The 25,982-nt window shown below is 37.3% G+C and carries 19 protein-coding genes, 2 tRNA genes and 2 other annotated features; of the genes, 6 read left to right on the forward strand and 15 right to left on the reverse strand.

The window, feature by feature from the left end; translation table 11 throughout:
• Positions 1–75 precede the first annotated feature (75 nt).
• Together pflA and BN986_RS00420 are read left to right on the forward strand one after the other, a co-directional pair.
• Entirely contained in the window at positions 76–816 is a 741-nt protein-coding gene (gene pflA / locus BN986_RS00415; protein ID WP_040977685.1) for a pyruvate formate-lyase-activating protein, read from the forward strand.
• A 319-nt stretch (positions 817–1,135) separates the two neighbouring features.
• Entirely contained in the window at positions 1,136–2,074 is a 939-nt protein-coding gene (locus BN986_RS00420) for an ATP-grasp domain-containing protein (protein WP_040977686.1), read from the forward strand.
• Between the two features lie 55 nt (positions 2,075–2,129).
• On the opposite strand, the gene BN986_RS00425 is transcribed toward BN986_RS00420, so the two are convergent.
• From BN986_RS00425 to proC, 3 genes are all read right to left on the reverse strand, one after another.
• A tRNA-Arg gene (locus tag BN986_RS00425) sits at positions 2,130–2,202 on the reverse strand.
• 122 nt (positions 2,203–2,324) lie between these two features.
• The gene (locus BN986_RS00430; RefSeq protein ID WP_040977687.1) at positions 2,325–2,612 is read right to left on the reverse strand and encodes a TIGR04104 family putative zinc finger protein; all 288 of its coding nucleotides are present in this window, start codon (positions 2,610–2,612) and stop codon (positions 2,325–2,327) included.
• 25 nt (positions 2,613–2,637) lie between these two features.
• The gene (proC, locus tag BN986_RS00435; protein WP_040977689.1) at positions 2,638–3,456 is read right to left on the reverse strand and encodes a pyrroline-5-carboxylate reductase; all 819 of its coding nucleotides are present in this window, start codon (positions 3,454–3,456) and stop codon (positions 2,638–2,640) included.
• An 89-nt stretch (positions 3,457–3,545) separates the two neighbouring features.
• Positions 3,546–3,753, reverse strand: a binding site (T-box leader).
• 156 nt (positions 3,754–3,909) lie between these two features.
• Between proC and BN986_RS00440 the strand changes: the two genes are divergently transcribed.
• Entirely contained in the window at positions 3,910–4,656 is a 747-nt protein-coding gene (locus tag BN986_RS00440) for a GTP pyrophosphokinase (protein WP_040977690.1), read from the forward strand.
• Between the two features lie 92 nt (positions 4,657–4,748).
• Here the strand turns inward: BN986_RS00440 and BN986_RS00445 are convergent.
• From BN986_RS00445 to guaB, 5 genes are all read right to left on the reverse strand, one after another.
• A tRNA-Ser gene (locus BN986_RS00445) sits at positions 4,749–4,841 on the reverse strand.
• Between the two features lie 339 nt (positions 4,842–5,180).
• On the reverse strand, positions 5,181–6,119 hold the full coding sequence (locus BN986_RS00450; RefSeq protein WP_040977691.1) for a hypothetical protein: 939 nt from the start codon (positions 6,117–6,119) through the stop codon (positions 5,181–5,183).
• 101 nt (positions 6,120–6,220) lie between these two features.
• On the reverse strand, positions 6,221–7,498 hold the full coding sequence (gene serS, locus BN986_RS00455) for a serine--tRNA ligase (protein WP_040977692.1): 1,278 nt from the start codon (positions 7,496–7,498) through the stop codon (positions 6,221–6,223).
• A gap of 73 nt (positions 7,499–7,571) precedes the next feature.
• Positions 7,572–7,803: a binding site (T-box leader), on the reverse strand.
• A 67-nt stretch (positions 7,804–7,870) separates the two neighbouring features.
• Positions 7,871–9,199 carry a D-alanyl-D-alanine carboxypeptidase family protein gene (locus BN986_RS00460; RefSeq protein ID WP_244444911.1) on the reverse strand — a complete coding sequence of 443 codons (1,329 nt, stop codon included), beginning with the start codon at positions 9,197–9,199 and terminating at the stop codon, positions 7,871–7,873.
• Positions 9,200–9,633: 434 nt separating this feature from the next.
• Positions 9,634–11,106 carry an IMP dehydrogenase gene (guaB, locus tag BN986_RS00465; RefSeq protein ID WP_040977694.1) on the reverse strand — a complete coding sequence of 491 codons (1,473 nt, stop codon included), beginning with the start codon at positions 11,104–11,106 and terminating at the stop codon, positions 9,634–9,636.
• A gap of 256 nt (positions 11,107–11,362) precedes the next feature.
• Between guaB and BN986_RS00470 the strand changes: the two genes are divergently transcribed.
• Together BN986_RS00470 and BN986_RS00475 are read left to right on the forward strand one after the other, a co-directional pair.
• A complete protein-coding gene (locus BN986_RS00470; protein WP_040977695.1) occupies positions 11,363–12,313 on the forward strand; it encodes a YaaC family protein in 951 nt (316 codons plus the stop codon).
• Between the two features lie 927 nt (positions 12,314–13,240).
• Positions 13,241–14,041, forward strand: a complete 801-nt coding sequence (locus BN986_RS00475) for a VLRF1 family aeRF1-type release factor (RefSeq protein WP_040977696.1) — start codon at positions 13,241–13,243, stop codon at positions 14,039–14,041.
• A 186-nt stretch (positions 14,042–14,227) separates the two neighbouring features.
• Here the strand turns inward: BN986_RS00475 and gyrA are convergent, their stop codons facing one another.
• The 7 genes from gyrA to dnaA form a co-directional block, all read right to left on the reverse strand.
• Positions 14,228–16,735, reverse strand: coding sequence for a DNA gyrase subunit A (gene gyrA, locus BN986_RS00480; RefSeq protein ID WP_040977697.1), 2,508 nt, complete (start codon positions 16,733–16,735; stop codon positions 14,228–14,230).
• Between the two features lie 85 nt (positions 16,736–16,820).
• Positions 16,821–18,746 (reverse strand): DNA topoisomerase (ATP-hydrolyzing) subunit B, encoded by a 1,926-nt coding sequence (gyrB, locus tag BN986_RS00485; RefSeq protein WP_040977698.1) that lies wholly within the window; start codon positions 18,744–18,746, stop codon positions 16,821–16,823.
• A 302-nt stretch (positions 18,747–19,048) separates the two neighbouring features.
• The gene (remB, locus tag BN986_RS00490; RefSeq protein ID WP_244444912.1) at positions 19,049–19,363 is read right to left on the reverse strand and encodes an extracellular matrix regulator RemB; all 315 of its coding nucleotides are present in this window, start codon (positions 19,361–19,363) and stop codon (positions 19,049–19,051) included.
• Between the two features lie 162 nt (positions 19,364–19,525).
• A complete protein-coding gene (gene recF, locus BN986_RS00495) occupies positions 19,526–20,650 on the reverse strand; it encodes a DNA replication/repair protein RecF (RefSeq protein WP_040977701.1) in 1,125 nt (374 codons plus the stop codon).
• Positions 20,651–20,653: 3 nt separating this feature from the next.
• On the reverse strand, positions 20,654–20,875 hold the full coding sequence (locus tag BN986_RS00500; RefSeq protein WP_040977702.1) for an RNA-binding S4 domain-containing protein: 222 nt from the start codon (positions 20,873–20,875) through the stop codon (positions 20,654–20,656).
• A 910-nt stretch (positions 20,876–21,785) separates the two neighbouring features.
• Entirely contained in the window at positions 21,786–22,922 is a 1,137-nt protein-coding gene (dnaN, locus tag BN986_RS00510; protein WP_040977705.1) for a DNA polymerase III subunit beta, read from the reverse strand.
• A 368-nt stretch (positions 22,923–23,290) separates the two neighbouring features.
• Entirely contained in the window at positions 23,291–24,634 is a 1,344-nt protein-coding gene (dnaA, locus tag BN986_RS00515) for a chromosomal replication initiator protein DnaA (protein WP_040977706.1), read from the reverse strand.
• A 1,053-nt stretch (positions 24,635–25,687) separates the two neighbouring features.
• On the opposite strand from dnaA, the gene rpmH reads away from it, so the two are divergent.
• Entirely contained in the window at positions 25,688–25,822 is a 135-nt protein-coding gene (gene rpmH / locus BN986_RS00520; RefSeq protein WP_040977708.1) for a 50S ribosomal protein L34, read from the forward strand.
• Positions 25,823–25,982: the final 160 nt, after the last annotated feature.

A 25,982-nucleotide genomic window follows, 5' to 3' on the forward strand; every position in this document is an offset into this window, starting at 1 on the left:
CAAGCGTCCATAAAATGAATTGGGCACTTGCTGCTGAATCGTTTTTCAGCATATGAAGTGAGGGGGAAAAGCATCATGAAAGAAGGAAGAATTCATTCAATAGAAACGTGTGGAACCGTAGACGGACCTGGATTACGTTATGTGATTTTTACCCAGGGTTGCCTATTACGCTGTCAATTTTGCCATAACCCCGATACGTGGAATATGGGAGCAGGAAAGAAAATGTCTGTACAAGAACTGGTGCAAGACATTAAAAGCTATCTCCCATTCTTCCAGTCAACCAATGGAGGAGTAACTGTCAGCGGCGGGGAGCCTTTGCTTCAGGTTGAATTTTTACTGGAATTATTCACCGAACTGAAAAAATTAGGAGTACACACAACCATTGATACTTCTGCCGGATGCTTTAACCGTTCTCCTCACTTTATAAAAAATTTAGATAAAGTATTAGAATTAACCGATTTAGTATTACTTGATTTAAAGCATATTAATCCAGCAGAGCATAAAGAACTCACTGGTCTATCAAATGAACATATTCTCGATATGGCCCGCTATTTAGATGACAAAAATGTTCCTGTCTGGGTCCGTCATGTGCTTGTCCCTGGTGGCAGTGATAATGATGAATATTTGCAACAGCTCTCAGACTTTATTGCTACGTTAAATAATATCGAAAAAATAGAAGTCTTACCTTATCATAAATTAGGAGTTTATAAGTGGGAAAATCTCGGTTTGGACTATCCGTTGGAAGGCGTGGAACCGCCGACAGAAGACCGCGTGAAAAATGCGGAAAATATTTTAAACCGAGTCATTGTACGTTAACCATATTTCTTATATAATACTATAAAACAAAATCCTGCCTAAACCAACAAAGTGGCTTTCTACTCAAAACTGGAAAGCCGCTTTGTTTTGTGATGAACAAAATTTAAAACCAACTAAATCAATGGGCTTAATTGAAATGTAAGCAGATTTCAATTAAAATAAGTTTAGATTAGAGAATGTTGCTCCTGCTGCAGAATTTTCAGATTTGCTTGTTATTAAGAAAAAACGTACTGCTTGCTATAATGATTCAAACATGAACAAACAGGTTAATTAGAAGAATCAAATTGCTTTTACAGCGTATATAAAAGAGGTGTTATCATTGTCAAAAATATATATTTTACATGAAAATGATGATTGGACAGTGCACTTAACCAATCGTTTAAAAGAGTTACATTTACCTTATGAAACCTGGCATTTAGATAAAGGCGTGGTTGATTTAACAGCAGAACCGCCTGAGGGAATATTTTATAACCGGATGAGTGCCTCCTCGCATACAAGAGATCATCGCTTTGCACCCGAACTGGCAGGAGGTGTTCTATCTTGGTTAGAAATGCATGATCGCACGGTCTTTAATGGTTCACGGGCACTTGATTTAGAAATTAGTAAGATTAACCAATATACAGCGCTTGAAAAGCATGGTATAAAAACACCGAAAACAATTGGAGCAGTCGGATCTGAACAAATTGTAGAAGCTGCAAAAAGGTTAGGTGAATCACCTTTTATTACAAAGCATAACAGAGCTGGTAAAGGATTGGGAGTGCAACTTTTCCATTCTGTTGATGCACTTGAAGCATATGTAAATGGACCGGCGTTTGAAGAACCTGTTGATGGTATTACACTTATTCAGCAATATATTCAATCCCCTGAACCTTTTATAACGCGAGCAGAATTTGTTGGTGGAAAATTTATTTACGCCGTGAAAGTAGATACTTCAGGAGGGTTTGAATTATGTCCTGCAGATGTATGCCGGATAGAAGATTCTTTTTGCCCAGTTGGCGAAGAAGAAAATCCACCCATGTTTGAAATTCTTGAAAATGGGATGGACCCTGAACAAATCACGCGTTATAAAAACTTCTTGAAAAATAGCGGGATTGATGTTGCAGGAATTGAATTTATTCGTGATATGCATGGCGAGGTTTACACATATGATGTCAATACAAACACAAATTATAATTCGGAAGCGGAAGAAAAAGCAAATAGATATGGCATGTTAGAATTAGCAACGTTTCTAGGAGATGCCTTAAAGAAAAATTTATAATTAACAAAAAGCGTTCCCCTGAGCAAGGAGAACGCTTCTTTTCAACTATAAATAATGCCCCCGGCAGGATTCGAACCTGCGGCACATGGTTTAGGAAACCAATGCTCTATCCCCTGAGCTACGGGGGCTTTGCACATAATCAAACAGTGGTATTCACCCGTTGATATTTCCTTATCCGCTCATCGAAAAATAAACGAACAATCGTATTATACTAAATCCTACCTATTTTGCAAAGTACAATGTTTTCAATTCATTTTCCTGCTTTTTGCAATCTCGTCCGATAAGGAATCGTTAAGATATGAAGAATCATTAACAGACAGCCAATAAGAATAATCCCAGTAGAAGATAAATTTAATAGTATAGCTAGCCCTAGAAAGATAGGTATTGCTAATAAAGGAAGCCAGCCACCTTTTTTATTCGCATCGTAATAATTTTCTTTCCCACAATGCGGACAAATCATTCTAATTTTGAATACTTGTTTAAAGGTCTGTCCATAACTCCATTTTTCCCCACAGTAGCTGCATTCTGGTGTATGCATTTGTTTTCCCTCTTCTCTTTAAAAATTATTTCTGGGCATTCGTAATTTCGACAGATCGTTTTCTTGCACCTTCTACACATGCTTTAATGACCTTATCAAATCCATTCTCCATTAATTGATTTAAACCAGCCTCTGTCGTCCCTGATGGACTAGTAATATTAATACGCAGCTGTTCTGGATCTTCACCAGATGACTCAAGCATTTTCCCAGCGCCAATGACTGTTTGGGTCAATAACTCTAACGCAGTATCCCGATCCAGCCCTGCTTCTACTGCTGCGTTTTCCATTGCTTCCACCATATAGTAGAAAAATGCCGGACCACTGCCTGCAATGGCAGTAATCGTATGCATGTGTCCTTCATCTACGATTTTTGTTGTACCTACTGTTTGGAATAGTTCTTCTGCTAAATAAAGCTGGCTAAGCTCGACATTCGACCCCTTTGAAATAGCAGTAGCTGACTGGCCAATTAAGGCAGATGTATTTGGCATCGTCCGAATAACAGGAATATCTTCCCCAAGCGTTTTTTCCATCTGCTCGATCGATAACCCTGCAATAACCGAAATAACAATGTGATGCGGCTTTATATAGTCTTTAAGCCAATTTAAATAATCTCCTGCATCCTTAGGCTTCATAGCTAAAATAATAATGTCTGCTTCCTGAACCATTTCTTCTTTACTCCGCTTACATGTAACTCCATATTTTTCAGCAATTAAATCTAACCGTGCTTTATCACTGCGATTCGCCACAAGCACCTGTTCTTTGGTAACAACATTGGTTCTTGTAATCCCTGCAATAATCGCCTCTGCTAAATTTCCTGCTCCAAAAAAAGCAATTGTCTTATCCATGTATTCTCCTCCTGTATTTATCTTTGCTTATTTGTTATTTATGCCATCGATACTCCCGGAACAATAAAAAAACTGATTACACGTCCTTTGTAAAGGACGGAATCAGTATTATTCCGCGGTACCACCTTTTTTTGATAAAAGTTATCCACTCTCATTGATAATGCAGCATGCTGCAATTAGCATATGCTAATATACTCCCGGATAGGTTCATTAAGCCATTTACAGGAATCTTACAGCCACTGAATTCCCTCTCTTTGGTAAATATACATTAATTACTGGTCCGTTCAACGTATTTCGTTATTAATATATTGAATTGTACTATAAGGCCTTGCCATACTTTTGTCAAGACTGTATCAATTAAGATGAAATGAGACGTCTTTTTATCTGCTATACAAAATAATCTTTGCTATACTTATATTGTACACGAATGAAAGTCAGAAAGGAATTTTATCAATGGATGATGGAAAACAAATAAATCAATTAAAAGTCGTTCGAAAAGAACTGACACGTTTTATGCTTACCTATAAATTTGCATTGGATGAAATGAACACAAAACTGAATATCCTTCAAGAAGAATTTGAGCATATCCATGACTATAATCCGATTGAACATTTAAAATCACGCATTAAATCACCAGAAAGCATTTTACGAAAATGTCAGCGTAAAAACATTCCAATTACCCAAAATTATATCGGTAATCATATTAAGGATATTGCAGGAATCCGAATCGTTTGTTCCTTTATCTCTGATATTTATAAGATTAGTGAAATGATTCAAGGACAAAAGGATATTAAAGTGATTGAAACGAAAGATTATATTAAACATCCGAAGCCAAATGGATATAAGAGCCTTCATCTGATTTTATCCATTCCTGTCTTTTTCTCTGATCGTCAAGAAGAAGTTTTTATTGAGATTCAAATTCGTACTGTTGCCATGGATTTCTGGGCAAGCTTAGAGCATAAAATTTACTATAAGTATGATGGTGAAGTGCCGGCTCACCTCATTGAGGAATTAACCACCAGCGCAAATATTGCGAATCAATTAGATGAGAAGATGGAAGTACTTCATGCGGAAATCAATGAAGCAAAAGATGATAAAAATTCGGAAAGTCAGATGGATTTTCTTCCCCTTGACAACAAGCGCTATCCATTACCGAAACAGTTATTAGAATCACTGATGGAGAAGAGTAATAAAGAATAAACAGATATAGTACAGCTTAATGTAAGCTATTAGAAAACCCGCAGCTCGGAAGCTGCGGGTTTTTATCTCCAATTTTTTACGTTTGTTTTAAATGGAGGAGGTAGAGGGATTCGAACCCCCGCACGGTTTGACCCGCCTCTCGGTTTTCAAGACCGACCCCTTCAGCCAGACTTGGGTATACCTCCGTGTACTTTTAAAAGTTCTCGCTTTAACGAACAAGACATACTATACCATCCAAATAGATGCTTTGTCAACACATTTTATATCTCCATTTGCCGTCTCACACATTTTTCCTGTTGTCGGACAAGATCAAGACACATTTCCTTTATAATGATGCACGACATCTTTTGGTTTCCCAGAAAAACGGGTTGTCTCCCATCCTTCCAATTCACAAATACATTGTTCGCTGTAAGAATATTTAGTACCAGAGACTTTTATGACAGAATAAGCTACAGGAAGCTTGTAGGCGGCATCAATGATCAGATGGATATAATCCTTTTTTTATCATTAATGCCTTTGATTGTTTAATCCCGGTGATGTCCATCGCCTTCTATCATTTTCTTTTGTTTCTCCACAAACTCATAGATTTGTTTCGTTGATATTTGAACTTCATCTAAACAAGCTAAGGCTTCTTCCAATCTATTATTTTCATACAAAGCTGTTGACTTACTTATATAAAAGGCATTTTTTGCTTGTTTCCCTTTTGGTTTATATGGCAAGTTATTTAACCTCTCTAAGAATTCTTCTGCATCGTTCTTTTCCATGTGGTCTTCTACAATTTGATTGTACGCTTTGTAAAATTTCCTGTTTATTAACTTATCTATGTAAATCCAAGCCAAGAACAAGATGATCAAATGTAATACAGCTACAAAGATTGAAATAATAACGATGAGAGTAAAAAATAGAGCACTATCCTGATGGAAATTGAACAAAATTCTTAACGCAAGAAGTTCAAAGGCTACTAGCGTGATGACATAAATAAAAGAAAACAGTTTATCATAGAGGACCCTTTTTCTATAACTGCGGTTGCTCATATTGTGCAAATCCTGTTTTTCCATCATTGATATGACATATGACAAATTTTTATTCTGGTTAGGGAATCCCTTCATCTTACGTTTTTCAAGTTGAAATTCATAGTTCATTCCATTTGTAAATTGTAATGTTATGTACACACTAAATTTTTTATCTTTTATTTTGATACCCTGCATATCCGCAAATCGAAAATAAAAATGTTCCAGTATTTTATCTTTTTTTAATCCACTAAATAAAACCACCAATAACCCATGTTCTTCTACATCAAGAATACAGTTAGTTTGACGCTCGTCTACATTTTCTTTTTTCAGATAACCAAAAACAAGATGTTCTAAAGGAAACGAAGCTGCTTCCTCAGATACGTTCTCATCCGTAAACAACTGCTGTTTAATGATGTCTGTTAAATACTGCTCCGAATATCTTTTTTTCAATTTCATATCTCCTTAAAGATAATCTTTAACAATGTACCCACGCATATTTTTAGGAAAAATAAGAGACCCTCCCAAAAAAGGAAAGCCTCTTACGTTCCCTGTTATTTACCAATCACTTCTACGCCGCCCATGTAAGGACGTAAAACTTCTGGTACTGCCACACTGCCGTCTTCCTGTTGACAATTCTCCAAAATTGCTGCCACGGTACGTCCTAGGGCTAGACCAGAACCGTTTAGCGTATGGACAAACTCTGGTTTTCCATTTGCTTCACGACGGAAACGAATTCCAGCACGACGGGCTTGGAAATCTTCAAAATTAGAACAAGAAGAAATTTCACGATACGTATGTTGGCTTGGAATCCATACTTCGATATCGTATTTTTTTGCAGCTGTAAAGCCTAAATCTCCTGTACACATGCTCATCACACGGTAAGGCAGTTCTAAAAGCTGTAATACTTTTTCCGCTTCATTCGTCAGTTCTTCCAGTCTTTCATAAGATTCTTCCGGTTTCACAAAGTTTACAAGCTCTACTTTATTAAATTGATGCTGACGGATTAAACCGCGTGTATCTCTTCCGGCAGATCCTGCTTCAGAACGGAAGCTGGCACTGAATGCAACATATTTTTTCGGCAGTTCATCTACTGTTAAAATTTCATCACGGTGATAATTGGTTACAGGTACTTCTGCTGTTGGCACGAGAAAATATTCCCAGTCTTCCAACTTAAATGCATCCTCTTCGAATTTAGGAAGCTGTCCCGTACCTGTCATGCTCATACGATTCACAATATACGGAGGAAGCATTTCCTGATAGTCATGATGATCCGCATGCAAATCCATCATAAAGTTTAATAATGCACGTTCTAATCTTGCTCCTAACCCCTTGTAAAAGACGAAACGGCTTCCCGTTACCTTAGCTGCACGTTCAAAGTCCAAAATATCTAAATTTGTAGCAACGTCCCAATGAGGCTGTGCTTCAAATGAAAATTCCGGCACTTCTCCCCATTTGCGTGCTTCTACATTATCATCCTCATCTTCACCGACAGGCACGCTCTCATGAGGCAGATTTGGGATAGAAAGCATAATATGCTCTAATGTTTCTTCAATTTCTTTTAGTTCTTTATCGAACTTAGAAATTTGGTCTCCAACTTCACGCATTGCAGCGATAGCTGATTCCGCATCCTTTTTCTCACGTTTTAAAACAGAAATTTCCTTAGACACTTCATTACGCTTTGCCTTCAACTGTTCTGTCTCTGCAATTAACTCACGTCTTCTTACATCCAGCTCACCAAATTTGTCTAAATCCCCAAGATCTTCTCCACGATGTGCTAACCTGTTCTTCACTTCATCAAAATTATTTCGGACATATTTCATATCCAACATAATGATTACCTCCTATATTTTAATATTTTAAAATACCTTTTTTAACCATTAAAAAACCCCCGTCCCTTATAAAGAAAGGGACGAGAGTATATTTCCCGCGTTGCCACCCTAATTAAAGAATCTAATGAGATTCTTCCGGCTTTCCATACGAATAACGTCGTATCTCCGTGCTTACTTACATGAATGACTCACTTTTATAAGCATGCTCCAGGATGGATTCACTGCATTCTAACACTAATTCACACCACACATTAGCTCTCTATAGATAGAATCAAACAGCTACTATTTCCTATCAACGCTTTATTTTTTCAATGAATGATTGTATATCATCATAAGCTATTTCCCATCAGGTTGCAAGGTTTCCTATGAAAATTAGCTAAAAAGTCCCTTTACCCAATTAAATGCGCCTTGGAACATATTCACAAAGAAATCACCGATGGATTGTAACGTAAGCATAAACCAATTGGATTGTTCTACGTCATCCATCGCAACTAAATCGTAGCTTTCCTCACTTGCTTCATCGGAAATATAGCCAAAGTCCTCTTCTTCTCCATCATAAACCACGGTAACTGTTCCAATTACTTCATCTGCTTCAACAGGAGCTTCTAACTCTCCGTCATCATTCAGCCTGTCCTCATCGATCGTATACTCTAAATGATACAGCTCTTCCTCGCCTGTTTTCACAGGAACATGGATACCTTCATCGATACCAATATTTACTTCATTTTCTTTCCCTCTTGATACAGGAGCTGTTTCTTCGCCTTCTTCCTGATAGCCGGCAGGGAATAATTCCTGAACCTCAAATTCATCAAACCCATAATCAAACAGTTTTGCAGTCTGCTCAAAGCGGGCATTCTCACTATCTGTTCTCATGACCACAGATATAAGACGTCTTCCATCACGTTCTGCTGTGCCGGTAAAAGCGTATCCAGCAACCGTGGTGAAACCTGTTTTCAAACCATCTACACCTTCATAGTAATGCTGCTGTAGGTAATCTGCATCATGATCCAGCATATAATTCCAATTCCGGATTTCCTCTTCATCAAATTCCGTATTCGGCACGCTGGAAATATCCAATGCTTCCGGGTAATCATTCACCAAAGCAGCTCCTAAAATCGCTGCGGAACGGGCTGATAATAAGTTTGTATCATTAGGACTTGTTCCTTCTGGATAATTATCCCCTAAACTCTCATTATCTAATCCGCTGGAGTTCACAAAACTATAATCCGGCATCCCTAACTCTTCTGCCTTCGCATTCATCATTTCAACAAATTCACTCTCTGAACCTGCAATTAACTCAGCCAATGCAATCGTGGTCGCATTATCCGAATTAATCGCCATTGCTTCATATAACTCTTCTACTGTGTAGTCTTGTTGTTGTCTTAACCCAACACCTGAAAAATCATCGTTGCTGGATATTTCATATGCATAATCACTAATTTGTGTTGTTGTATCCCAAGAAATATCTCCATTTTCGACTGCTTCCCAAACAAGATATTCTGTCATTATCTTCGTCATGCTAGCAGGAGGCAATGCCACGTCTGGGTCTTTCGCGTATAAAATTTTACCCGTTTCTGCATCCACTAAAATAGCAGACTCCGCCTCTAAATCTAATCCATCTGCATAAACAGACATGGATGGTGTAACAAAAGATGTTAAAACAAGCGCTGCTGCGGCCACCAAAAGAAATAATTTATTCATAGACTTCCTCACAATTTTGTACCTCCGTTTAATAATATAGCTGCTTACATAAAACGAAACTTTATTTCGTATGGTTTTCCACGAAATATTAGTTGAGTCTATCAGGAAATGAACCAGCTTTTTTTCGCCAAAATAAATGTATTGTCTATTTCTGTTTCAAAAAAGCGAGAGATTTACAGTTCATTTTCCAAGATAAAACAAAACTATATTCAGTGACTTTTTCGCTCTGTTTCTCACTGAACAGGGTCTCTGATTACCTATTCCACCCCAAAAGCGTAACACTGTGATAAGTTCTATGTATTCTGCTAAGCACGCTTCACATTTTACCATAAAAATTCATAAAAAAATAGATGGAGCAACGTGCTCCATCTATTTTTTTTACGACCGTATGACACAAATTTGTCATCATATTAAATGCATGATGTTTTCATTCCTTATTGCATAAAATAGTTCGGTGCTTCTTTGGTAATTTGTACATCATGCGGGTGGCTTTCTTTTAATCCTGCACCTGTAATACGGATAAACCGGGAATCATTTCTTAAACTCTCTAAGTTTTTAGTTCCGCAATATCCCATACCAGAACGTAAACCGCCGGCAAGCTGGTGGAAAGTATCTCCCAGCGATCCTTTGTAAGCAATTCGTCCTTCAATCCCCTCTGGCACAAGTTTTTTATTTTCTGATTCAGATTGGAAATAGCGATCTTTGGAACCTGCCTGCATCGCTCCAACAGACCCCATGCCGCGATATACTTTATATTGACGTCCTTGGAAAATCTCTGTGTCTCCAGGGCTTTCCTTGGTTCCTGCAAAAATACTTCCCAGCATCACAGCATGGGCTCCGGATGCCAATGCTTTCACAATGTCGCCGGAGTATTTGATTCCACCATCTGCAATCACAGGAACACCGTATTCTTTTGCTGCGCGGGCACAGTCATACACTGCTGTGATTTGCGGTACACCGACTCCAGCTACTACTCTTGTGGTACAGATAGACCCCGGTCCAATACCTACTTTGACAACAGAAGCTCCTGCTTCAATCAAAGCTCTCGTTCCATCCTCTGTTGCAACGTTTCCTGCAATAATCGTCAAATTGGGATAGGTTTCGCGAATGTATTTTAATTGATCCAGAACACCTTTAGAGTGCCCATGAGCTGTATCAATCACAATAGCATCTACACCGACATCCACTAATTTTTCAATTCGCTTCATCGCATCGCCTGTCACACCAACTGCAGCTGCTGCAATCAACCGTCCTTGTGAATCCTTTGCTGCATTAGGAAATTCAATGACCTTTTCAATATCTTTAATCGTAATTAATCCTTTTAAAATTCCTTGATCATCCACAAGAGGCAATTTTTCAATTTTATACTTTTGCAGCAGCTTTTCAGCTTCATCCAATGTTGTTCCTACTGGTGCTGTTACTAATTCCTCTGTAGTCATCACTTCCGAAATCAGAATAGAATAATCCTCAATAAAACGTAAATCACGATTGGTCAAGATACCGACGAGCTTTTGTTCTTCAGTATTGTTTACAATGGGAACTCCAGAAATGCGATATTTCCCCATTAAATGCTCTGCATCATATACCTGATGTTCAGGTGTTAAGAAGAATGGGTTTGTGATAACACCACTTTCAGAGCGTTTTACACGGTCTACTTCTTCTGCCTGCTGCTCAATAGACATGTTTTTATGAATAACTCCAAAGCCGCCTTGACGTGCCATAGCAATTGCCATTTCTGCTTCTGTTACAGTATCCATTCCAGCACTGATAAATGGTGACTTCAATTTTAGATTTGCTGTTAAATCTACACTTAGATCCACCTGGTTGGGTAAAACTTCTGATTCTGCCGGAAGAAGTAATACATCATCAAACGTTAAACCTTCTTTTGCAAATTTGTCTTCTCTCATTGCTAGCTCATCCTCCAATCATTGAATTTACAACATCGTTTCACTTTATTTGGTTGGTATTATACCGTTTTCAAGGTATATCTTTATATATTCTCGGAAAAACTGCTTAAAATAATACCAACCTTATGAAAGTAGTAGCAAATATCTATTTTTACTTACATTACTCTATCTTTTACGCTTTTTCAAGCACCCAACATAGAAGTAGAAAAAGAGGATAGATTCAAAATATTTCAATAGTTATGGAGATGGAGAAATAATGCGTCATGAAGATGTCTATTTATTTTTAACCGCAGAGGAAAATGCACAGCGTTATCTTAAAGGAAGTTATTCCTTTTTAGATGATGCTGTAATAAAAAGCTATCAAAACAGTTCTACTTTTATTCATTATATAAATAATGGCATGATTTTTATGGAATCAAGCAGACAGAGCAATATTCTGGTGCAGCCAGTCCTTTCATTTTATGGAATGACTCATTTTTTAAAAGGATGGCTGTTGACCAAACGTCCTGATTATCCGGAAACAACAGCAGTTCTTGCACATGGTCTGACTGCCCGCAAAAGAAAACGTAAAGATTACCGTTTTATGGAGGATGAAGTTAAAATTCAACAAAGAGGATTATTTCCGTATGTTTGCCGTTATTTGTTTTCCCTTCATCCTTTTCCTTTAGATCGTGTTTCGATGCGTCTGTTATTATGTTCCATTCCGGAATTAAGCAATCTATGGCAGCTCAATCAGGAAGAATCCATGGTGGTTATCGGAGAAAAAAACAGTAGACACCTTCGTTTTCCAAATCGGATTTTAGATGGATTTCATTTAAAAGAAGAGACCTTTGTAGAGCGTATCCGTTTATTCTTGCCCCCAATCAAGGATATTCAACAACTAGATGAATCATTGCAGATTCATTTGACAGAACCCATTCAAGATTGGAACGGCCCTTTTCGTTATCGTTTGGATAATGAATTGCTCTATTTTCCGGCTAATCGAGCAAACTATTTTCCTTATTCGGAAATTCTCGTACATTATCTTCTTTTGTTTCACCTAAGCATGATTTGTCGCTATGAAACAGAATGGTGGGGCGAATTGATGCAAATGAAGACGGATAAAGAATACCCACTCATCAAGCATTTTTTAAAAATAACTCATGAAAAAACACCATTACTTATTGGACAGCATTTATTGAAGAATGTAGATTCCCAAAATAAATAACACACTCAACTTTCACACCTTAAAAAGTAACTTTATTTCCATAGAAAGAGGAGTTGATTGTTCCTTTGATAACTCCCTAGATAAAGGATAGAAGGTGGAGTGTAAAGCACCGCTGCGGCGGACCGTTTTGCTTTCCGACGTACAACGGTTTTTGATGGGGCGAGTAATCGCAATGGTTTTCGATGGGACGAGTAATCGCAGTCCCAGCCCCAGTCCCAGGACGTACTAGTGCAGACGTTGCAACAACTCTTTTCGATGGGGTGAGTAATCGCAGCCCCAACCCCAGGACGTTGCGACTTTAGTCTGCCTAGGGGCACGCTCTTCAGCTAACTTTTGCCAAGAAGAGCACTTGGCAAAAGTGGATCTTCAGATGGTGCTGATCCCTCAGGAGTCAAAACGGTCCGCCTCCGCTAGTTAGATGTTCTATACGTGGAAAAAATAGCTCATCAAAAATAAGTTCTATCAGATAGAACTTATTCATCCTGAAATATCAAGATATATATGCTTATTCTTAGGTGCGATAGTTGAGTAACGGATTAAAAAGCGACAAAATAAACCACAGGCAGGCTGTAAAAGGAATAGCCTGCCTGTGGTTTATTTCCAGTTATTATTTCTTACATAACGTACGACATTCTTACCTGCATTAGTTCTCCGGCTCCTAATTTCTCCCCGCTTATAAGGGATCTTGAGAATCTGTCGATTATTGTCGATCTTGTATAAAAAAGTAGAAAGAATATGATTCCTATTTCATGTATAGCGTCTGTTGCATTAAGCTTGATTTCATTTGATGTTTAACGCTCTGCACGTAGAGGGTACAACAGCTGAGCAGCCCTTCTTTCTATGAAGAAGCTTTTTAGCTGATAATGTTCCGTGAACAAACAATGGAAATAACGATATGATTAAAAAATCTGAAGGAGGAAATACAGCATGCTTTTACAAGATAGAATCAAAAAACTCAAACAAATCAGTTACGAGGATCCAAAAAAGGTACTTTCGGTGTATCTGAACACGGACCACCGTGATCCTGAACAACAAGGCGGAGCATGGAAAATCGAATTAAAAAACGGATTGAATGAACTGGCAGATGCAACACAGGAAAGTAACTCCCATGAAGAAAAAAAACAGTCCCAGACAATCCGGAAAAAGGTAGAGAAAGAGGTCTACAGAAGAGAAGAGGAAAAAGATTTATTTAGAGGTTTCGTTCTCTTCGGCACAGCAGATGAAGACCTATGGTTTTCACAAGCCCTGCACATTCCTGTTAAAACGGAATTTCATTGGGAAAATAAGCCCATCCTCGACCAACTGAAAACATTAGAGAAAGATTATCCTTACACAGGTATCATCGTTATTCAACAAGACGAGGTTATCGTTCTGGAAACAGAATTAGGGACATTGTTAGATCAGACGCATTATACCCTGGATATGAATACCGATGACTGGCGTCAACATCAAGGACCTCAAGGCAATGATATTACACAAGGCGGCGCGAAAAGAGATGAATATAAGGAACGCGTTAAAGAACATCAACAACGTTGGTTCAAAGCTCTTGTCACTAAACTGGAAAAAAGAGCCGGTCAAAGAGGCTGGGAACAAATTTATCTTGTCGGTGAAAAAAATGAAGTGGAACCATTAAAATCCTATTTCAATAAGAATATTGACAAAACCGTTCCCCGTAACTTATTAAACAGTGAGGCAGATAAAATTCTGGCTGATGTACTGGAAGACTGATCCGAAAGAAAACGGCCGTGAAAATCAGATTCTCACGGTCGTTTCTTCTGTCTGTTCTTATTAAAAAAATCTCCTGTATATTTGTCTGAGGGACAAATATACAGGAGATTTTTGTATTTATTAGATAGATATCTGGTTCTATTAGACGCTTATGCCTTCCGATAACAAAACCATTCTAAAACGCAGTTATTCCTCGTTATTATCGTCAGCTGACGTATCCTCTTCAGATCCGGAAGCTTCTATTTCCTCTATCTCTTCCTCTTCTTCTTTCTCAATCCGCGCTACAGTTGCCACTTCTTCTTCATCCTGCAGACGAATCAAGTGTACCCCTTTCGTATTTCTGCCTGTTTGCGAAATATCGGATACCTGAATACGAATCAGAACACCTGCAATCGTGATAAGCATTAAATCTTCATCGCCCTGAATAGCTTTCACATCCACAACATGTCCTGTTTTTTCATCCAGTTTACAAGTGAATACACCTTTACCGCCCCGATTAATACGGCGATATTCATTTTCTGGTGTCTGTTTTCCAAAACCTTTACTGGTTACATGAAGAATTTTGGACCCTTCTTCCAGTATTTCCATGGAAACAACCTCATCATCTTCGCGTAAAGAAATACCTTTGACACCTGCTGCTGTTCTTCCCATTGGCCGCATTTGCTCTTCTTCAAAACGAATCAAATAACCATTTTTCGTAGCGATCATCATTTCTTTTTCGCCATCGGTCATGCGGACAGATATTAATTCATCCTCTTCCCGTAGATTTACAGCAATCAGACCGCCTTTACGGATGTTTTGGAATTTTTCAAGAGACGTACGCTTTGCAATCCCATGCTTCGTTGTGAAGAATAAGTAGTGCTCTTCATCAAACTCAGATACTGAGATGACAGCATTTACCCACTCTCCCTTTTCTACCTGCAATAGATTAATAATTGGAATCCCTTTAGCAGTACGGCTAAATTCTGGAACCTCGTAACCTTTTGTTTTATATACCTTCCCTTTGTTCGTAAAGAAAAGAACGGTATCATGGGTCGAGGTAGATACAAGATGTTCTACAAAATCGTCTTCATTGGTTCCCATCCCTTGAATACCTCTGCCACCGCGACGCTGTGTCCGATAGGTAGATGCCGGTAATCGTTTAATATAGCCCTGATGTGTCAGTGTGATAACAATATTCTCTTCTGGGATCAGATCTTCATCTTCAAAGAAACCTGCCCCGCCTGCCACAATTTCTGTACGGCGCTTGTCACCAAACTTCTCCTTAATTTCTGTAAGCTCTTCACGAATGATTTCCAATACTTTCTCTTCATCAGCTAAAATTGCTTTTAATTCAGCAATTAATGCTTGAAGCTCTTTGTACTCTTCTTCAATCTTTTCACGTTCCAAGCCTGTTAAACGTTGTAAACGCATGTCCAGAATTGCCTGAGCCTGTTTCTCTGATAATTGGAAACGCTCCATTAATTCTGTTCTTGCGATATCTGCTGTTTTTGAATTACGGATTAAGGAAATAACCTCATCTAAATGATCCAAAGCAACACGTAAACCTTCTAAAATATGGGCACGTGCTTCTGCTTTATTTAGCTCAAAAGCAGTACGACGCTTAATAATTTCTTTTTGGTGTTCTAAATAATACTCTAAACACTGCTTAACGGTTAATACTTGTGGACGTCCATCCACAAGCGCCAGCATATTAATCCCAAAAGTTGTTTGTAACGACGTATGCTTATATAAATTATTCAATACTACATTGGCATTGGCATCTCTTCTAAGCTCAATCACAATCCGCATTCCATTACGGTCTGACTCATCACGAAGATCTGTGATCCCGTCAATTTTTTTATCGCGGACAAGTTCAGCTATTTTTTCAATCAATTTAGCCTTGTTCACTTGATATGGAAGCTCTGTCACAATAATTGTTTCTTTATCATTTTTTCCTTGTTCAATATTGAGTTTAGCACGGATCGTAATAGATCCTTTTCCAGTTTCATAAGCTTTTCGAATACCGCTTCTTCCTAAGATTTGTCCTGCAGTAGGGAAATCCGGACCTGGAAGATAACTTTCCATGATTTCATCTACAGTTAAATCCGGATTTTTACTGATTGCCAGTACTGCATCAATTGTTTCACCTAAATGATGCGGCGGGATATTTGTTGCCATCCCGACCGCAATCCCGGACGTTCCATTAACAAGTAAATTAGGAAATCTTGCAGGGAATACAATTGGTTCACGTTCAGCACCATCATAGTTATCTTGATAATCAATCGTATCTTTATTAATATCACGAAGAAGTTCCATGGAAATTTTAGACATACGTGCTTCTGTATAACGCATTGCTGCTGCGGAATCGCCATCGACAGACCCAAAGTTCCCATGCCCGTCCACGAGCATATAACGATAACTAAAATCCTGTGCCATCCTTACCATTGTTTCATAAACAGCCGAATCACCATGTGGATGGTACTTACCAATAACTTCTCCAACGATACGTGCTGATTTCTTAAATGCTTTGTCAGAGTGCATTCCCAAATCATTCATAGCGTAAAGGATACGGCGGTGTACAGGCTTCATTCCATCCCGGACATCAGGTAATGCACGGGATACGATAACACTCATTGCATAATCTAAGAAGGATGTACGCATCTCATTACTAATATTTATTTCTTGGACACTCGGACGATTTTGCTCTGCCATAGTCAAATAACCTCCCAATCACTATGATGTTAGTGATTCATCAAATCTTTCTTTATAAGTTGTCTTTATCTAAAGGATGTCATCGTTAAATATCCAGGTTTTGTACATACTGGGCATTTTCTTCAATAAAGTTACGGCGTGGTTCCACTTTATCGCCCATTAACATATCAAAAACTTGGTCCGCATCGATCGCATCACTAAGCTCAACCTGCAATAGCGTGCGTGATTCCGGGTTCATCGTTGTATCCCACAGCTGATCTGCATTCATTTCGCCTAAACCTTTATAACGTTGAATACCAGGCTTTGGAGCCTTTGGAAGCTCTTCAAGAAGCTCATCCAGTTCTTTATCAGAATAAACATAATGAACTGCTTTTCCTTGCTTGATTTGGTAAAGTGGCGGCTGCGCAATATAAATATAACCATATTCGATTAATGGACGCATATATCGATAGAAAAAGGTTAATAATAAAGTTCTAATATGAGCTCCATCGACATCGGCATCTGTCATGATAACAACCTTATGGTAACGTGCCTTCGTTATATCAAATTCTTCGCCAATACCTGTTCCTAACGCCGTAATCATAGCTCTTACTTCATTATTTGATAAAATTCGATCCAGACGTGCTTTTTCGACATTTAAAATTTTTCCGCGTAGAGGAAGAATCGCTTGATAGTGCCGGTCCCTTCCTGATTTTGCAGAACCGCCGGCAGAGTCACCCTCAACAATATATAACTCACTCTTAGAAGCATCTTTGGAAGAGCAATCAGCCAGCTTTCCAGGCAGACTTGTTACGTCCAGTGCGCTTTTACGGCGTGTTAGTTCTCTTGCTTTTTTGGCAGCCAAACGTGCTCTGGAAGCCATTAATCCTTTTTCCACAATAATTTTCGCTGTGGTTGGATTTTCATAGAGAAACTTGGAGAAGGACTCTGAAAATACGCCATCCGTAATCGTACGTACTTCACTGTTACCCAGTTTTGTTTTTGTCTGTCCTTCAAATTGTGGATCTGGATGTTTTACAGAAACAATCGCTGTTAATCCTTCCCGTACATCCTCTCCAGATAAATTAGATTCATTATCTTTCAATAAGCTGTTCTTTTTCGCGTAATCATTGATAGCACGGGTCAATCCTGAACGGAAGCCAACCTCATGCGCACCACCTTCATACGTATGGATATTATTCGCAAAAGAATATAAATTTGTTGCAAAACCATCGTTATATTGAATCGCAACCTCTATAGCTATTCCCTGATCTTCTCCTTCAGCAAAGAACGGATCATGTAATACTTCTTTATTTTTGTTTATAAATTCAACATAAGAGCTGATTCCACCCTCATAGTAATACGTGGCAGTCTCTTTATCAGAACGCTTATCTTCAATGGAAATACGCAACCCTTTATTTAAGAATGCAAGCTCTCTTAAACGCTGCTCCAATGTGTCATAGTTATATTCGTTCGTTTCTGTGAAAATTTCCCGATCAGGTATAAAATGAGTGACTGTTCCCGTAATATCTGTTTCACCGATTACTTTAATTTCACCCTCAGGAACCCCTTTTTTAAACGAAAGGTAATAAATTTTTCCATCCCGATGCACAGATACCTCTAATTTACTAGAAAGAGCATTTACAACAGACGCACCAACACCATGAAGACCACCGGAAACCTTATATCCGCCACCGCCGAACTTCCCGCCAGCGTGAAGCACTGTCATGATAACCTCTAAAGCTGGGCGACCTGTTTTCTTCTGTATATCTACCGGAATTCCACGCCCATTATCCGTCACTGTAATACTGTTGTCTTCTTCAATAGTGACTTCAATATGATCACAATAACCTGCTAATGCTTCATCGATACTATTATCGACAATTTCCCAGACAAGGTGATGCAATCCTTTCTCACTTGTAGAACCAATGTACATACCCGGTCTTTTACGAACTGCTTCAAGACCTTCAAGAACTTGTATCTGATCAGCATCATAGGCTTGGTTTTCTGTAACTCTGTCTTCCATTGACATCTTCTCACACTCATTTCTATATGAATTACAATTCATCAATCTATATTTAAAAGAGGGTGTTCTGCTTATTCCTGAGCAGAAATCTCTTGATTTTATTTACAATACATATTTAAAAAGCAGCCAAAAACAGGCAGTCGATTAAGGCTTTAACGTTTTGTCGCCAATGTTGGAAAAAACACGTCAACGCATTTCCAGCGTGTTGTGGTGATTTTTACATCTGCCACATGACGTGAGCATTCTTAGCAGAAGATCATTATCTCACCTTTTATCATTCGGAAACTTTTTAAACATCCTCTTAAAAATTACTCTTCATAATAATCTTCTAAGTTACTGATTGTTGTTAACATACCAGATCTCTTTCTCAAAGTACCTACAGATAAAGAGCTGAAAAAAATATGATCTTCCGTAATCATAATGGATTTTGCCTTTTTTTCGGGACCGGAAACTTTCTTTTGCTGCTTCCATTCTTGTATCATTTGATACATTCCTGAAGCATTCGTATATAAATCGTAATCAATGATCCCAATCACTTCCTGAGACCGGATAACATTGTCATTGCCAATATGAATGAACACGATCAATCGCTTCCTTTCTTTGTTAAACCAGACTTTTTCCATTCCCAGGTTTATATTTAGAAAAACCCGGGCATTCGCTCGTCCTTTACTAACACAAGAGTATGCTGACTTCGTTGTTCCCACAAGGACAATGGGAACTTAGCCGAAGTTCTTTTAAATCGACCGTTTCCTTTCTATTTTTCTAACATGTAAATGAACAACAGATTAAGACTCTTTGGTATTTGTCGTAACTCCCTGATGGACATAAAACAACTCTGCATTTTTCAATGTTTCATGGTGAATGCCGTCGACATTTGTTGTAGAAACAAAAGTTTGTACCTTTCCTTGAATGGTATTCAATAAGTGAGATTGGCGATAATCATCCAATTCACTTAATACATCATCAAGTAATAAAATCGGATATTCGCCTACCTCTTGGTAAATTAATTCGATTTCAGCAAGCTTAATAGACAATGCGGTTGTCCGTTGTTGCCCCTGTGATCCATACGTTTGTACATCTTTTCCATTCACACAAAAAAGAAGGTCATCCCGGTGCGGACCAACCAACGTTGTGCCGCGTTCAATTTCTTTTTCTCGAATGTTTTTAAAGGAATCTTGGTATATAGTAGTTATTTTCTCCTTATTTGCTTCTTCTGATACCTTTATTGTCGCATCATATTGGATTTCTAAGTTTTCTAGATTACGACTGATGCCTTCATGAATTGGCCCTGCCCATTTCCTTAACAAATCAAGGTAAACAAATCGCCTCTCCAATAAAAAAGAAGCATGCTCAACCAGTTGGTCTGTCAAAACATCCAACATTGTTTCATCAACGCTGCTCCTGCGTTGCAGTTGCTTTAATAAGTGATTTCTTTGCTTCAATATTTTTTGATATTGAGATAAATGGTATATATAGGTTGGCTGGATTTGGCCTAACTCCATATCCATAAAACGACGACGAATTTGCGGAGATCCTTTTACAATGGTTAAATCCTCCGGCGCAAACATAACCACATTAACCGCACCAATATAGTCGCTTAACCGGTGCTGCTCTAAATGATTTATTTTTGCTTTTTTCCCTTTGGATGAAATGGAGATTTGCAGGGGAATGGATTGATTTCTTTTTGTAATCCTACCCTCTATTGTAGCATAATCTGAATCCCAGCGAATGAGCTCTTTTTCCCGCATTGTTCGATGAGAACGGGTAAAAGAGAGTACATAAATTGCTTCCATCAGGTTGGTTTTTCCTTGAGCATTCTCGCCAATGATGACATTCACCTTATCATCAAACGTAATATCCAATGCTTCATAATTACGGTAATTGGTTAATTTTAATTGTTCAATATGCATTCTTTATTCCTCTTTAAGAATGATAAATGATCCTATCTCATCAATTTCAAGGGTATCTTCCGGATATAATTTTCTTCCCCGACGGTGTTCACGTTCACCATTAACAACAGCACCTATATCTTGAAGATATGCTTTGACCATTCCACCAGAATCTAAAAAATTGATCAGCTTGACACATTGTCCAAGCGTAATATAATCCGTATCTATTTTTATCTGCTCATGCATAGATATCACCAAATACTTTCTATTTGTTTTATCTGCCTTTATTTTTCTAAAGGAGATACGTTTATTTTTTCTTCTATTATCTATTTTACTAAAGATTGATTAAAAAAGGAAGAATAGGCCTCAAATAATTACAAAAAGATACGTTATAGCGTTCTTGGGACATTTTTAATGGGGGAATTCTTATTGACCTATTCTCTTCTTAGAGTGCGTTTTCTGTTAGTTTTTAGAAGTATAAGTCGAATTTGATATTTGATTCTTTTTCACGGAACTTTCGGAATACGCACTTCTACTAAAAATTTCTCTTACACAATCGAAAAAGCTCTTTCTTTATCAAAAGAGCTTTTCAGAATTATCGAGTATAAAACGAAACTTTATTCAGTGGGAGTTTTCAACGCACAACTCTTAACGGTGGGACGAATAATCGCACCAATGTTGTCAGGTTAGTACGACCGCTGCGGAAAAACACTACGCTTTCCACGGGCTTGAGGTCAGCCTCCTCGGTAAAAAGAAGACCACTTTTTACCTGCGGGGTCTTCCCACTGGGACTGCGATTACTCGCCCCACCGAAGACATTTGCGCTTTCCCGTAGGAGTCTCCGTGTTTTTCCTCCGCTAGATAGTTTTTTTCTATCTGTATTAAATTCAAGTAAATTCATTAACCTGACAACATTGATAATCGCACTCCCAACCCCAGGACGTCGCGAACTTAGTCTGCTTCTTTACTCTCTCTGAATTTAGCCTGAGTGATCCAGGGAGTTAGCGCCCGTTACTTCCCGCCTAAATAAATTTATTTTCTCTCTTTATTTGGAGGCAGGAGTTTTACGGGCGCTTCACTGTGATAACTTTTACTTATCACAGTATTCATGAGTTTTTTAACGCGTTATGCATAAAAATCAACTATCAAACCACTCTTAGTACGTTCTTACGGGTAAGATGAGTTGCAAAATGGAGTCATTTTCTATTGGACGAATGACAAATGGGCGCATTGCCCCCGTAAATTCAATAATTACTTCATCATACTCAATTGCTTTGAGAGCGTCGATCATATATTTTGAGCTGAAGGATATTTTTAAATTCTCCCCATCTATTTTATCTGCTGTCACTTCTTCCTCGACATTTCCGACTTCTGGAGAGTTACTTGAAATTTGAATTAAGGCATCATCGTTACTTGTAAATTTAACAACATTATTTCTTTCTTCTTTTGCCAGTAAAGAAGCACGTTCAATTGATCTTAGAAGTGGTGTTGTTTTAATTTGAATCGTTGTTTTGCTATGATCCGGAATTAATCTTGATGTTTCTGGATAATTTCCATCTAATAATCGAGATAAGAAATTTAAATGTTTTGTACGGAAAAGAATTTGGTTATTCGTAACACTTATTTCTATCGTTTCCTCTGAATCATTTAAAATTTTATAGAGTTCGTTTAAACTTTTTCCAGGCACAACAACTTGTTCAATAGAAACATTTGTCCCTGATACTGGAACTTCTCTTTTTGCTAGACGGTGGCTGTCTGTTGCTGTGAATATAAGATTTTGGTCTTCTAATTTAATATTTACCCCCGTTAAAATTGGTCTGGTTTCCATGGTAGATACTGCAAAAACAGTCTGCTTAATCATGCTTTTTAATAAATCAATGGGCATTTCAAAACTATTTTCTGTTTCTACTTGTGGAAGTAATGGATACTCATCTGCACTTTGTCCATTTAAATTAAATTCTGATTTTCCAGAAGTAATTTTCACATTAAATTGCTCATCAACAACGATATCTACTTGCGCTTCAGGAAGTTTTCGTACAATTTCAGGGAAGTATTTGGCCTGTAAGACAATTGTTCCTTCTTCAATATTTTCAACATATACTTTGTCTTCATCCTCTGCTGGAATATACGATTCAATCGAAATATCTGAATCACTTCCAGTCAGTGTTACTCCATGTTGTTTCACTTCAATTTTCATTCCAGTTAATATCGGTATAACTGTTCTGGAAGAGATTGCTTTCATTACATCTTGTACACCAGCAATGAGTTTCTCTCTTTGGATTGTAAAACGCATGTTATATCCTCCTTCATTTTAAAGAAAAGCTTTGCGGTAGCTATTTAAATTTTTTTTCTTAAATTTTTTAAAAGGGGTTCTATTATTTATTAATTATAATATAAAAACCAGTAATAATAGTAATAAGAGCTGTGGTTACTGTGGATAACTTAAATAAGTATTAAAACAACAGAGTTTTCCACATGTGTATAAACTGTTTATATGTGGTTCTAACTTTTCACATTGTTCACAGCTATTTACTTACAAGATAGGAACGTAGAAAATTTTAACCTAGAAGGACTTCGCTATTATTGAAATTTTTACATACCAAATCTAAATGAGTCTAAGGTAAACCGTGTCCTTGAGATTTGGCTTGCTATGTTTTCACTTTATAATGATTTAAGTTTTTCTTTTAGCTCTTCAATATCCCGATCTAGCTCCGTATCTGTTTCGAGCATCTTTGAAATTTTTTCATGTGCGTGAATGACTGTTGTATGATCTCGCCCGCCAAATTCTTGACCAATTTTAGGTAGCGATGCATCTGTGAGCTCCCTTGATAAATACATTGCAATTTGTCTTGGAAACGCAATGGATTTGGTTCGTTTTTTAGCAGGAAAGTCTTCAAGACGAATATGATATCGATCTGCTACCACTTCTTGTATTGCAGGAATAGTAATTTCTTTTGGCTTATTGCTAGGAATAATATCCTTTAGTGCATTTGCTGCCAAAGAAGCGTCAATATCTTGATTTACTAAAGAAGAATAAGCAACCACACGTATTAGTGCACCTTCTAATTCCCGGATATTTGTATTAATTTGATTAGCGATATATAGCATGACCTCATTCGGTATATCTAATCCTTCTGCCTTCGCTTTTTTGTTTAAAATAGCAATTCTTGTTTCTAAATCAGGAGGTGTAATATCAGTAATCAATCCCCACTCAAATCGTGAACGCAAACGATCCTCTAATGTAGGAATCTCTTTTGGTGGCCTATCACTGGAAATAATAATTTGTTTGCTTTCCTCATGTAAGGCATTGAAAGTATGGAAAAATTCTTCCTGAGTTGATTCTTTTCCAGCAATAAATTGAATATCATCAATAAGAAGGACATCAATATTGCGATATTTATTACGGAAATGATTCGATTTATTATCCATAATGGCATTAATAAATTCATTGGTAAATTTCTCAGAAGTTAGGTAAACCACTTTTGCGTCTTTATTATGCTCTCTTACATAATGACCAATCGCATGCATTAAATGTGTTTTCCCTAAACCGACACCACCATATATGAATAATGGGTTATATGCTTTAGCGGGAGCTTCCGCCACTGCTAAAGATGCTGCATGTGCAAAGCGATTTCCTGCGCCAATAACAAAAGTATCAAATGTATATTTATCATTAAGCATTGATTTAGGGGAGTCTGTCGCTTTTGTATCAATATTCGGTTTTGGCATGGCTTTTTGCTCTGACAGTTCTTCTACAGAATCTGGAATAATAAATTTTGCATGCAAATTAGTGCCAGTGACTTTCTCTAAAGTCTGCGTAATTAAATCTGTATATTGTGTCTCTAACCAATCCTTTGTAAATTCGTTTGGAGCTGAGATAACCAATGTATTTTTTTCTAAGTGAAGAGCTTTTGTATTTTTTAGCCAAGTGTCAAAGCTAGGTTTACTCAATTTTTCTTTAATGATGTCCAGCGTTGCATCCCACAGTTCTTCAATATTTTCCAAAGTTACTTTCACTCCTTTCAGTTAGTTTTATTGCAATAGATAATCATATGAAAAGTGCTCTTAATTCCTGAGTGAAATATTGATTGCTAAAGTGTCTCTAGATCCTTTTTACACGATAGGAAGTGTTAAAAAACAAATGAATACGAATTTTTCTAATGAAACTTCAGGAGAAGAAAAAAGCCTCTCTCAATCTATCTCAAGGGTTAGACGGAAAGGCAGACGTATAAAAATGAATAAAAGGCTGTGGATAATATAAAAAATGGATTTAGTACCATCAAAAAAAGACAATGTAAAAGAAATGAATAATCTATAAACTCTATCCACAATCCTGTAGACAACTTTATCAAAAATAAGTGGAAAGAATATCCACAACTTATCCACATTTTGTGCATAAGTTTTTTATCCTCAAATTATTTCCACAAACTAAAACATAAATATAATATCAAATAAAACCGAATAAATCAATGACTTTCAAATAGTTATCCACATATTCTACGGATTGTGTGTTTTACTTATAAACATTGCTGTATTTTGTGTTTAACTTGTTTATTTTATGTGTGGATAGAAAAAAGGAAGAATAAATTATTCGTCATGGACTGTGGATAATGGAGAGTGATTTCTAAAATAGAAATTCGTTATCAACTGTATCAATTGCTGTATCAATTTCAGAGGTTATGTCAATTTGATTTATTTCAACGATAAAGAAGAAAACCGCTGCACTTATACAGTATTCCTTGAATCCTTTATATTTTTTAAAGTGTAAAAAAGTATCTTAAAATGATCCGTATAAGTATAAGAAAAGAAAATGATACTATATAAGTGTAGGTTAGAAATTATTTTATTACAGAATAGTTTTTCTAAAGATGTGGATATAATGAATAAAAAATAGGCATCGAAAATGTGTGAGGAAGAAAAGAGATTGGAATTTTATTTAATAGCTGGTTGACAAAATGAATATTTTTTTCGTATAATATCAAGGACTGTCTAAAGGATAAGTTATAAGCTATTTTAGTTTAAATATGAAACTTGGATTTTCCAAGGAGGTGCACACTCATGAAAAGAACGTTTCAACCAAATAATCGCAAACGTAAAAAAGTTCACGGCTTTCGCGCGCGTATGAGCACAAAAAATGGTCGTCATATATTGGCTCGTCGTCGTCGTAAAGGGCGTAAAGTTTTATCTGCATAAGCCACTGACAACTATCAGTGGTTTTTTTCTGTTGTTTAGAGGATACTGTTATTCACATAGAATTACATATTTTTGTACCACAATAGGAAAATATAAGAAAACAATGGGGAAAGTAGGACAAGCTTTTAATAGAACATAATGAATAAACGAAGATCTATGT

It is taken from the genome of Oceanobacillus jeddahensis, from assembly GCF_000750635.1.
GTDB classification, from domain to species: Bacteria; Bacillota; Bacilli; order Bacillales; family Amphibacillaceae; genus Oceanobacillus; species Oceanobacillus jeddahense.